This window comes from Micromonospora sicca (assembly GCF_003172935.1).
GTDB classification, from domain to species: domain Bacteria; phylum Actinomycetota; class Actinomycetes; order Mycobacteriales; family Micromonosporaceae; genus Micromonospora; species Micromonospora sicca.
In genome coordinates this window covers 1-10800 of the sequence record NZ_QGKS01000070.1, presented here as the reverse complement: position 1 = coordinate 10800, position 10800 = coordinate 1, and the positions used below count along the sequence as shown (strand labels likewise).

The window sequence follows — 10800 nt, the reverse complement described above, 5'->3', positions numbered from 1 at the left end:
CGCTTTCACGCCCCCCCGTCCCATCCCCGGCGGGCCGGCCGGCCCGCCGGCCAGCTCACCGTTCCGCCACCACCATGGCGGCGGACCGGGAGGCGAGCGCCCGCCTGGCAGAGCTGACGGCGGCGGCCGGCGCGGGCTGGGTGAGCGTCCCGCCCGGCCGGCGGCCACCCGCCGACGCCGGCCCGGCCGAGGTGGGCCGCTGGTGGGCGGGGCTCACGCCGGCCGAGCGCCGGTGGCTGGTGGTGCACGAGCCGGCCCTGGTCGGTCGCCTGGACGGGGTGCCGGCTACCGCCCGGGACCAGGCCAACCGGCTGCTGCTGGGCGCGCGGCGGGCGGCGCTGCTGGCGCGCGAGCGGGGGCTGCTGAGCCGGGCGCACCCCGACCCGCTGGCGGTGGCCGCGCTGGCCCGGGTCACGGCGGCGCTGCGCGGGCTGGACGCGCTCACCGAGCTTGGCCGCACCGGGGCCACCCCGGGCGTACCTGCTCGGGCTCGACCCGGCGGGCGACGGGCGGGCGATCGTGGCGCTGGGCAACCCGGACCGGGCCGGCGCGGTGCTGACGTACGTGCCGGGGATGACCGCCGACCTGGCCGACGCCCCGGGCGAGCTGGGCCGGGCGGCGCGGGTGCTGGACCGCTGCGCGGCGCTCGCCCCGGCCGAGGAGACGGCGGCGGTGCTCTGGCTGGACTACGACGCCCCGGACTTCCTGCACGAGGCGGCGTGGGGCGGGCAGGCGCGGGACGCGGGGCCGGCGCTGCACCGGTTCCAGGAGGGGCTGCGCGCCTCCCACGAGGGGCCACCGGCCCGGCACACCGTGCTCGGGCACAGCTACGGGTCGGTCGTGGTGGGCACGACCGCCCGCGACCAGGGGCTGAGCGCCGACGCCCTGGTCTTCGTGGGCTCACCCGGGGTGGGTGTGGCGCACGCCGCCGAGTTGCGGATGCCGGCGGGTCAGGTGTGGGCGAGCACCGCGCCGGACGACGTGATCCGGCTGGCCCGGCCGCCCGACGAGCTGGCCCGCCGGGCGGTGCTCGGCGCGACGCCGCTGGGCCCGGCGGCGGCGCTGCTCCAGCTGGGCGAGCACGAGCTGTGGTTCGGGCACGACCCGAGCGATCCGGGCTTCGGCGGCCGGCGCTTCCCCAGCGGCCGGTACGGCCACGCCGGCTACTGGGACCCGGGCAACCCGGCCCTCGACGGGATGGCCCGGATCGTGCTGGGCCGGTGAACGCGGGCCTCACCAATGCGCGGGGCCCCTCCACCGCGCGGTGGAGGGGCCCCGGAGCGGATGGCAGCCGGTTACTCGACGGTGACCGACTTGGCCAGGTTGCGCGGCTGGTCGACGTCGTGCCCTCGGGCGGCGGCGATCTCGGCGGCGAGCACCTGGAGCGGCACCGTGGTGACCAGCGGGGCCAGCAGGGTCGGCGTACGCGGCACGTAGATCAGGTGGTCGGCGTAGCGGACGACCGCCTCGTCGCCCTCCTCCGCGATCACGATGGTCCGGGCGCCCCGGGCGCGGACCTCCTGGATGTTGGAGACGACCTTGTCGTGCAGCATGCCCCGGCCGACCGGCGACGGGACCACGCAGATCACCGGGGTGCCCTTGTCGATCAGCGCGATCGGGCCGTGCTTCAGCTCGCCCGCGGCGAAGCCCTCGGCGTGCATGTACGCCAGCTCCTTGAGCTTGAGCGCGCCCTCCAGGGCCACCGGGTAGCCGACGTGCCGGCCGATGAAGAGCACCGTCGGCTCGGACTTCAGCTCGCGGGCCAGCTCGCGGACCGGCTCGATCCGGTCGAGCAGCTCGCGCAGCTTGCCGGGCATCTCCTGGAGCTGGGCGACCACCGCACCCACCTCGTCGGCGAACTTGATCCCACGCACCTGGGCCAGGTGCAGGCCGATCAGGTAGCAGGCGACGAGCTGGGTGAGGAACGCCTTGGTGGAGGCGACCGCGATCTCCGGGCCGCCGTGGGTGTAGAGCACGGCGTCCGACTCGCGGGGGATCGTCGAGCCGTTGGTGTTGCAGATGGCCAGCACCCGGGCCTTCTGCTCCTTGGCGTGGCGCAGCGCCATCAGGGTGTCCATGGTCTCGCCGGACTGCGAGATCACCACGATCAGGGTGGACCGGTCGAGGACCGGGTCGCGGTAGCGGAACTCGCTGGCCAGCTCGACCTCGCAGGGGATGCGGGTCCAGTGCTCGATGGCGTACTTGGCGACCAGCCCGGAGTGGTACGCGGTGCCGCAGGCGACGATGAAGATCTTGTCGACGTCGCGCAGGTCCTGCTCGCTGAGGCGGACCTCGTCGAGGGCGATCTCACCGGTCTCGGTGAGCCGGCCGAGCAGCGTGTCGGCGATCGCCTGCGGCTGCTCCTCGATCTCCTTGAGCATGAACCAGTCGTAACCGCCCTTCTCGGCGGCCGAGGCGTCCCAGTCGATGTGGAAGTCCTTGCCGGTGGCGGGCTGCCCGGCGAAGTCGGTGATCTCGATGCTGTCCGTGGTGATCAGGACGATCTGGTCCTGGCCCAGCTCGACCGCGTCGCGGGTGTGCTCGATGAACGCGGCCACGTCGCTGGCCAGGAAGTTCTCCCCGTTGCCGCGGCCGACGACCAGCGGCGAGTTGCGCCGGGCGCCGACCACCGCACCGGGGATGCCGGCGTCGGCGGCGAGCAGGGTGAAGGCGCCCTCCAGCCGCCGGCAGACCACCCGCATGGCGGAGGCGAGCAGCTGCGGGCTGTCCACCTCGCCGGCCGAGCGCAGGTCGGCCAGCGCGGCGGAGAGCAGGTGGGCGGCGCACTCGGTGTCGGTGTCGCTGGCGAACTCGACGCCGTCGGCCTCGAGCTCGGCGCGGAGCTTCGCGAAGTTCTCGATGATGCCGTTGTGGATCACCGCGACGCGGCCGTCGGGGGCGACGTGCGGGTGGGCGTTGCGGTCGGTGGGGCCGCCGTGGGTGGCCCAGCGGGTGTGGCCGATACCGGTGGTGCCGTCACCGATGCCGATCGGGCTGGCGGCGCAGGACTCCGGGTCGACGGCGGCGCGCTCGGCGAGCACCTTTTCCAGGTTGGCCAGCTTGCCGGCCTTCTTCTCGGTCAGCAGCTCGTCGTCGCAGACGATGGCGACGCCGGCCGAGTCGTAGCCGCGGTACTCCAGCCGCCGCAGTCCGTCGAGCACGATGCCGAGCGCCGGGCGCGCGCCGGCGTAACCCACGATTCCACACATGGCCCCGAGCCTAACCCAGTTCCGCTCATCGCGTGTGCGCGGAAGTGCGGTAATCGATCACTGAATTTGAGCGTTCAGGTGAACACCACCGAAGGATCGGACATATCACCCAGCCCGGATGGCCCCGCGCCGACCGGTCGGGGGGACGACCGCGCCGGCCCGGGCGGCAGGGCGTCCCGTCCTCGCGGACGGCGCCGCCCGCGTAGATTGGGGCTCTCCTGCCGGGGCGATGCCGCACCCCCGGCACGCCACCCCGGCGCGGACGTTCTCCGCGCCCGTCCCCTGCGAGCCGAACTGATGTCCGAGGCGACGCCACCCCCCGACCCACAGCCGCCGGCGGGCGCGGTCCCGGCCGGCCCGACAGCCGCGCCCGAACCGTGGGTGCCGCGCGGTCGACCCGTTCGGCGGGCCGACGGCCGCCGAGCCGCGGCAGGACGGGCCGACCACCACGGACGAGGGCGAGAACGAGGACCCGGACGCGGAGGCGGCCGAGGGCGGGCAGCCGGCACCGACCCCCACCCCCAGCGGGAGGCCCGCCGCCACCCCGTCCAGCGGACCTGGCCGGTTCGCCGTCGCGTACGAGGTCACCGGTCAGGGGCCGGCCAACATCCAGTACTACGACGCGGACGGCTACCTCGTCGAGCTCGACAGGGTGCGGCTGCCCTGGCACACGACGATCCGTACCGATGATCCGAGCCGGGCGTCCGTGATGGCGAACAAGGGCGACGACAAGGGCGGGCGCACCATTGCCTGCGCGATGACGGTGAACGGTGGTCGGCCCGTCACCGAGTCGGTCGACGACCGCGGCTGGCGAGTCGACCGCGGCGGCTGACGGCGGGCTTGCGGCCGACCGAGACCAGCGCGCCCAGCCCCACCGAGCGGGCTGCACGGGCACCCGGGGAGCCGTGCCGGCCGCGTACATTGAGGGCCCCCGGCGGGCAGGGGCGTGGTGAGCTGTCGGATCATCCTCAACGGCAAGGTCGTCTCGCAACAGACGGGGCGGTACGGGACGGCGTGCTTCGGCTGGTAGCACCGGGCGCGCGGCCGGCGGCGGGCTTGCGGCGTCGGCGGCGGACCGTAGGCTGGCCCGCGTGACGACGACCGATCCCCTGGTGGCCCGGATGCGGCCGTTCGGCACCACCATCTTCGCCGAGATGTCCGCGCTCGCCGTGCGTACCGGCGCGGTCAACCTCGGCCAGGGGTTCCCCGACACCGACGGCCCGCCGGAGATGCTGGCCGCGGCCGCGGAGGCGCTGCGCACCGGCCACAACCAGTACCCGCCCGGCCCCGGCATCCCGGCCCTGCGCGCGGCCATCGCCGCCCACCAGCGCCGGTTCTGGGGCCTGGCGTACGACCCGGACGACGAGATCGTGGTGACCGCGGGCGCCACCGAGGCGATCGCCGCCAGCATCCTCGCCCTCTGCGAGCCGGGCGACGAGGTCGTCTGCTTCGAGCCGTACTACGACTCGTACGCCGCCTCGATCGCGTTGGCCGGCGCGGTCCGCCGCCCGGTCACGCTGCGTCCCGTCGCCGGCGGCCGGTACGCCTTCGACCCGGCGGAGCTGCGCGCGGCGTTCGGCCCACGGACCCGGCTGGTGCTGCTCAACTCCCCGCACAACCCCACCGGCAAGGTGTTCACCCCGGACGAGCTGGCGCTGGTCGCCGAGCTCTGCCGGGAGCGCGACGCCTACGCGGTCACCGACGAGGTGTACGAGCACCTGGTCTTCCCCGACGCCGCCGCCCCGCACGTGCCGCTGGCCACGCTGCCCGGGATGCGGGAGCGGACGCTGCGGATCTCCTCGGCCGGCAAGACGTTCTCCTGCACCGGCTGGAAGGTGGGCTGGGTGAGCGGACCCGCGCCGCTGGTCGCCGCGGTGCTGCGGGTCAAGCAGTTCCTCACCTTCGTCAACGCGGGTCCGCTGCAACCGGCGGTCGCCGTGGCGCTGGCCCTGCCGGACGCCTACTTCGCGGAGTTCGCCGAGGGCATGCGGCGGCGGCGGGACCAGCTCGTCGACGGGCTCACCGACGCCGGGTTCGAGGTGCTGGCCCCGGAGGGGACGTACTTCGTGACCGCCGACGTGACCGCGTTGGGCGGTCGGGACGGGGTGGAGTTCTGCCGGTCGCTGCCCGAGCGCTGCGGGGTGGTGGCGGTGCCGACCCAGGTCTTCTACGACGACACCGAGGCGGGCCGGCGGCTGGTCCGCTTCGCCTTCTGCAAGCGACCCGAGGTGCTGACCGAGGCGGTGGCCCGGCTGCGCCGACTGAAGGAGAACAGATGACCGACGCGTACGCCGATCGGGTCCGCCGGGTGGCGGCGCTGCGCGCCTGCGACACCGTGCTCTCCGGCATCCGGCCGACGTCCGTTGCCGAGCAGCTCGACACGATCCGGGCGACCGCGACCGAGGAACTGCTGCCCGACTTCTACGGCGAGGGCGGGGCGGTCGAGACGGTGGAGCGCCGGGTGGCCGAGCTGCTGGGCACGGAGGCGGTCGCCTTCTTCCCCACCGGCACGATGGCCCAGCAGGTCGCCATGCGGTACGGCGCCGAGCTGACCGGTCGGGACGGCGTCGGCCTGCACCCGCTGAGTCACCCGCTGATGCACGAGCGCGACGCGTACGCGGTGCTCGGCGGCCTGCGCGCGGTGCGGACCACGGGCGCACCGCGCAATCCGACCGCCGAGGAGATCGCCGGGCTGGACGAGCCGGTCGGCACCCTGCTGCTGGAGCTGCCGCTGCGGGACGCGGGTTTCGTCCTGCCCACCTGGGACGAACTGGTCGCGGTGGTGGGGGCGGCCCGCGACCGTGGCTTCCGGGTGCACCTGGACGGCGCCCGGCTCTGGGAGTCCACCGTCCACCTGGGACGCTCGCCGGCCGAGGTGGCCGGGCTGGCCGACAGCACCTACGTCTCGTTCTACAAATCGCTCGGCGGCCACTCGGGCGCGGCCCTCGCCGGCACGGCCGACCTGGTCCGCTACGCCCGCGCCTGGCGGCACCGCTACGGCGGCAACCTGTTCCAGCAGTGGCCGGCGGCGCTGGCCGCCCTGGCCGGTCTGGACCGCGAGCTGCCCCGGCTGCCCGCCTACGTCGCCCACGCGAAGCGGGTGGCGGAGGCGTTGGCCGGGCTGCCGGGCGCGCGGATCCACCCGGCGCCGCCGCACACCCACCAGTTCCGGCTGTGGCTGCCGCACCCGGCGGGCGCCCTGAACGACGCCAACCTCGCCCTCGCCGAGGAGGAGAAGGCCTGGTTCGTGGGGGGCTGGCAGGAGACCGAGCTGCCCGGCGTGGCGATGGCCGAGGTGACGGTGGCCGGGCCCGCCCTGGAGCTGGACCCCGACCAGGTCATCGACCTCGCCGACCGCTTCCTCCGGACGACCGGCGCTGTGCGATCGGCGCTCGACCGACCCGGACATGGGTGACGTGACGCTACCAAGCTGATGACGTAGGTGGATCACCAGCGGCGACCACGGGCGGTCCCGGCCGATGTCGCACCGTGATCCATTCACGTCATCAGCTTCGTAGCGCCGCAGGAGCAAGCAGGCGCTGCGGCGACGCACGGACCGGGACGACGGCCGGACGCGACCGGGCGCGGCGGGTTGCCCCGCCGCGCCCGGTCAGCCGAAGAACCGGTCAGCCGAAGAACCGGTCAGGCGGTGGGGCTGGCGACGCGGACGTGGGCGGCGATGCGCTCGGCGACCTCACGGGCCGCCGCCTCGGTGGCCGCCTCGACCATCACCCGGACCAGCGGCTCGGTGCCCGACGGGCGCAGCAGCACCCGGCCGGTCTCGCCCAGCTCGGTCTCGGCCCGCTCCACCTCGGCGCGGACGGCCGGCGCGGCGGCGCCCACGGTACGGTCGGCGACCGGCACGTTGATCAGCACCTGGGGCAGCTTGGTGACGACCGAGCCCAGCTCGGCGAGGGACTTGCCGGTGGCGGCCATCCGGGACATCAGGTGCAGCCCGGTCAGCACCCCGTCGCCGGTGGTGGCGTACGCCGGCATGACGATGTGGCCGCTCTGCTCGCCGCCGAGCGCGAGGCCGGAGGCGCGCAGCTCCTCCAGGACGTACCGGTCGCCGACCTTGGTCTCGACCAGGCGGATGCCCTGCGCGGACATCGCCAGCCGCAGGCCGAGGTTGCTCATCACCGTCGCGACCAGGGTGTCCTGGGTCAGCTCGCCGGCCTCCCGCATGCCCACCGCCAGGATGGCCATCAGCTGGTCGCCGTCGACCTCGTCGCCGTCCGCGGTCACCGCGACGCACCGGTCGGCGTCGCCGTCGTGGGCGATGCCCAGGTGTGCGCCGTGCTCGACCACGGCGGCGCGCAGCGCTTCGATGTGGTTGGAGCCGCAGTCGTCGTTGATGTTGAGCCCGTCCGGCTCGGCGTGGATCGCGATCACCTCGGCGCCCGCCTCCCGGTACGCCACCGGGGCGACCTCGGCGGCGGCGCCGTTCGCGCAGTCCACGACGACCTTGATCCCGTCCAGCCGGTGCGGCACCGTGCCGACGAGGTGCTGTACGTAATGGTCGGCGCCGTCGAGCAGGTCGTGCACCCGCCCGACGCCGGCCCCGATCGGCCGGTCCCAGGCGGTGGTGGCGTTCGCCTCGACGGCCGCCTCGATCCGCATCTCGATCTCGTCCGGCAGCTTGTGCCCACCGGCGGCGAAGAGCTTGATCCCGTTGTCCGGCATCGGGTTGTGCGAGGCGGAGAGCATCACGCCCAGGTCGGCCTTGGCCTCCGCGGTGAGGAACGCCACCGCGGGGGTGGGCAGCACGCCGACCCGCACCACGTTGGCGCCCGCGCTGGTCAGACCGGCCACCACGGCCGCCTCCAGCATCTCGCCGCTGGCCCGGGTGTCCCGCCCGACCACGGCGAGCGGCGGATGACTCTTGTCCGTCTCGGCGAGCGTGTGGGCGGCGGCCACCGCCACCGCGAGCGCCAACTCCGGGGTGAGATCCGCGTTCGCCCGCCCGCGTACCCCGTCCGTGCCGAACAACCGGCCCATACCCGCCAACCTCCGATAAACGGTCCCAGGGAAAGGCGAACGGCCGGGCCACCTCCCGCTCGAGGGAGGCGGACCCGGCCGTCCGTCAGAAGTACAACGCGCTGTCGAAGATCAGCGCTTCGAGTACTGAGGAGCCTTACGGGCCTTCTTGAGGCCGTACTTCTTGCTCTCCTTGACCCGGGCGTCACGGGTCAGGAAGCCGGCCTTCTTCAGGGCCGGGCGGTCGTCCGGCTCGTTCACGATCAGCGCCCGGGCGATGGCCAGCCGCAGCGCACCGGCCTGGCCGGTGGTGCCGCCGCCCCGCAGGTTGGCGATGACGTCGAACGCCTCGGGCTTCTCGGCGGTCACCAGCGGGTCCTTGATGAGCTGCTGGTGCACCTTGCTCGGGAAGTAGGCCTCGAGGTCCCGGCCGTTGCAGGTGATCTTGCCGCTGCCGGGGACGATGCGCACCCGGACGATGGCCTCCTTGCGCCGACCCACGGTCTGGATCGGGCGGTCACCGCGGGGCGCGCGGGCGACGGGCGCCGGCGCCTCGGTGGCCTCGGGGGCAACCTCGGTCTCGGTGATGTCGGTCATGCTGCTTCCTTCGCCCGCGCTCACTGCGCGATCTGCTTGATCTCGAACGGCACCGGCTGCTGCGCGCCGTGCGGGTGCTCGGCACCGGCGTAGACCTTCAGCTTCTTGATCAGCTGACGGCCGAGCTTGTTGTGCGGGAGCATGCCCTTCACGGCCAGCTCGACGGCCCGCTCGGGACGCTTGGTCAGCAGCTCGTCGTAGCCGACCTGCTTCAGACCACCCGGGTAACCGGAGTGGCGGTAGGCAATCTTGGTCTGCCGCTTGTTGCCGGTCAGCGCCACCTTGCCCGCGTTCACGATGACGACGAAGTCGCCCGTGTCGACGTGCGGCGCGAAAGTCGGCTTGTGCTTGCCGCGCAGCAGCGTGGCGGCGTGGGTGGCCAGGCGGCCCAGCACGACATCAGAGGCGTCGATAACGTGCCACTGACGCTCGATCTCACCCGGCTTCGGGCTGTACGTACGCACAGGTCTACCTTGTCTCGTCGTCGGTCTGGGGTCGCGCGCCGAGGTGACCAGGCGCGCACGAACGACCAAGCGTACCTGATGCGGCACGCCTCTGGATGTCGTACAACAGCAGGCAACGATACCCGCCGCCCGGTCGGCAGGTCAAAACGGGGGGTCACCCCAGCGCGGCTCGCGACATGGCGATGGTACAGGTCACACGCCGGCCAGCCGGCGCGGCCCCGGCCGCAGGTAGACCGCCCAGGTCACCACGAAGCAGAGCGCGTACCAGCCGATGAAGGCCAGGTAGGCGGCGTCGGCGTTTCCGGAGGTCAGGAACGACTGCCGGAAGGCGACGTTGACCAGCACCCCGCCGGAGGCGCCGACCGCGCCGGCGATGCCGATCAGGGCCCCGGAGAGCCGCCGGCCGCGGCGCTGGGCCGCCACCGGGTCCGCCCCGCGGTCGACCGCGGCCGCCGTCCGGGCCCGGAAGATCGCCGGGATCATCTTGTACGTCGAGCCGTTGCCGATCCCGGAGAAGACGAACAGGGACAGGAACCCGGCCAGGTAGAGCGGCAGCGACCGCTCCCGGGCCGCGTACAGCACCAGCCCGGCGCCGGTCGCCATGGCGACGAAGTTCCAGAAGGTCACCCGGGCCCCGCCGAGCCGGTCGGCGAGCTGCCCGCCGAGCGGCCGGATCAGCGACCCGACCAGGGGCCCGAGGAAGGTCAGCCAGGCGGCGTCGACCGCGGTCGGGAAGCGGTCGTGGAACTGGAGCTGGAGCACCTGCCCGAAGGCGAAGCCGAACCCGATGAACGAGCCGAAGGTGCCCACGTAGAGCAGGGACATCACCCAGGTGTGCGGTTCCCGGGCGGCCTCGCGCAGCGCGCCGGGCTCGTTGCGCGCCCCGGGGAGGTTGTCCAGCCAGCGCGCCGCGGCCAGCGCCGCCAGCACGATCAGCGGCAGGTAGACCGCGGGCACCAGCCGCGGGTACACGGCCCCGGCGGTGGCCAGCACCGCCAGCCCGACCAGCTGCACCGCGGGCACGCCGAGGTTGCCGCCACCGGCGTTGAGCCCGAGCGCCCGGCCCTTGAGGCGGTCGGGGTAGAAGAGGTTGATGTTCGCCATCGAGGAGGCGAAGTTGCCCCCGCCCACGCCGGTGAGGCAGGCCAGCACCATCAAGGTGGGGTAGGACACCCCGGGTTCGAGCAGCACCGCCATCGGCACCGCCGGCACCAGCAGCAGCAGCGCGCTGACGATGGTCCAGTTCCGGCCGCCGAAGCGGGCCACCGCCAGCGTGTACGGCAGCCGCAGCACCGCGCCCAGCGCGGCCGGTACGGCGGTGAGCAGGAACTTCCCGGCCGGGTCGATGCCGTACGCCGGGCCGAGGAAGAGCACGGTGACCGACCAGAGGCTCCACACCGAGAAGCCGACGTGCTCGGCGAAGATCGAGACGTACAGGTTGCGCCGGGCGATCGGGGCGCCGGTCGTACGCCAGAATTCCGGGTCCTCGGGGCGCCAGTCGGTGATGGCCGGGCGGCGGCCGGCCATCACCGACTGGCGCCCCGAGGACCCGG

General features: G+C 73.9%; 9 protein-coding genes and 1 pseudogene. 4 read left to right on the top strand and 6 right to left on the bottom strand.

The features are described from left to right. Positions 1–55: 55 nt before the first annotated feature. Positions 56–460 carry a hypothetical protein gene (locus tag DKT69_RS01975; RefSeq protein ID WP_146230961.1) on the bottom strand — a complete coding sequence of 135 codons (405 nt, stop codon included), beginning with the start codon at positions 458–460 and terminating at the stop codon, positions 56–58. On the opposite strand from DKT69_RS01975, the gene DKT69_RS01970 reads away from it, so the two are divergent. Then, positions 451–1224, top strand: coding sequence for an alpha/beta hydrolase (locus tag DKT69_RS01970; protein WP_109799894.1), 774 nt, complete (start codon positions 451–453; stop codon positions 1222–1224). The two genes, DKT69_RS01975 and DKT69_RS01970, sit on opposite strands and share 10 nt — an antisense overlap. Before the next feature lie 71 nt (positions 1225–1295). Here the strand turns inward: DKT69_RS01970 and glmS are convergent, their stop codons facing one another. After that, on the bottom strand, positions 1296–3209 hold the full coding sequence (gene glmS / locus DKT69_RS01965; RefSeq protein ID WP_109799893.1) for a glutamine--fructose-6-phosphate transaminase (isomerizing): 1914 nt from the start codon (positions 3207–3209) through the stop codon (positions 1296–1298). Positions 3210–3789: 580 nt separating this feature from the next. Here glmS and DKT69_RS01960 point away from each other — a divergent pair. The 3 genes and pseudogenes from DKT69_RS01960 to DKT69_RS01950 form a co-directional block, all read left to right on the top strand. Then, a pseudogene (locus tag DKT69_RS01960) lies at positions 3790–4041 on the top strand (MmpS family transport accessory protein); the annotation flags it as partial. Between the two features lie 259 nt (positions 4042–4300). Continuing rightward, a complete protein-coding gene (locus tag DKT69_RS01955) occupies positions 4301–5488 on the top strand; it encodes a pyridoxal phosphate-dependent aminotransferase (protein WP_109799892.1) in 1188 nt (395 codons plus the stop codon). After that, positions 5485–6624 carry a threonine aldolase family protein gene (locus tag DKT69_RS01950; RefSeq protein ID WP_109799891.1) on the top strand — a complete coding sequence of 380 codons (1140 nt, stop codon included), beginning with the start codon at positions 5485–5487 and terminating at the stop codon, positions 6622–6624. Before DKT69_RS01955 ends, DKT69_RS01950 begins: the two co-directional genes overlap by 4 nt. Positions 6625–6851: 227 nt before the next feature. Here the strand turns inward: DKT69_RS01950 and glmM are convergent, their stop codons facing one another. The 4 genes from glmM to DKT69_RS01930 form a co-directional block, all read right to left on the bottom strand. Then, positions 6852–8207, bottom strand: coding sequence for a phosphoglucosamine mutase (gene glmM, locus DKT69_RS01945; RefSeq protein WP_109799890.1), 1356 nt, complete (start codon positions 8205–8207; stop codon positions 6852–6854). 111 nt (positions 8208–8318) lie between these two features. After that, a complete protein-coding gene (gene rpsI / locus DKT69_RS01940) occupies positions 8319–8783 on the bottom strand; it encodes a 30S ribosomal protein S9 (protein WP_088998399.1) in 465 nt (154 codons plus the stop codon). A gap of 20 nt (positions 8784–8803) precedes the next feature. Beyond that, on the bottom strand, positions 8804–9247 hold the full coding sequence (gene rplM, locus DKT69_RS01935; protein WP_089012545.1) for a 50S ribosomal protein L13: 444 nt from the start codon (positions 9245–9247) through the stop codon (positions 8804–8806). 192 nt (positions 9248–9439) lie between these two features. Beyond that, positions 9440–10774, bottom strand: a complete 1335-nt coding sequence (locus tag DKT69_RS01930) for an MFS transporter (protein ID WP_109799889.1) — start codon at positions 10772–10774, stop codon at positions 9440–9442. Positions 10775–10800: the final 26 nt, after the last annotated feature.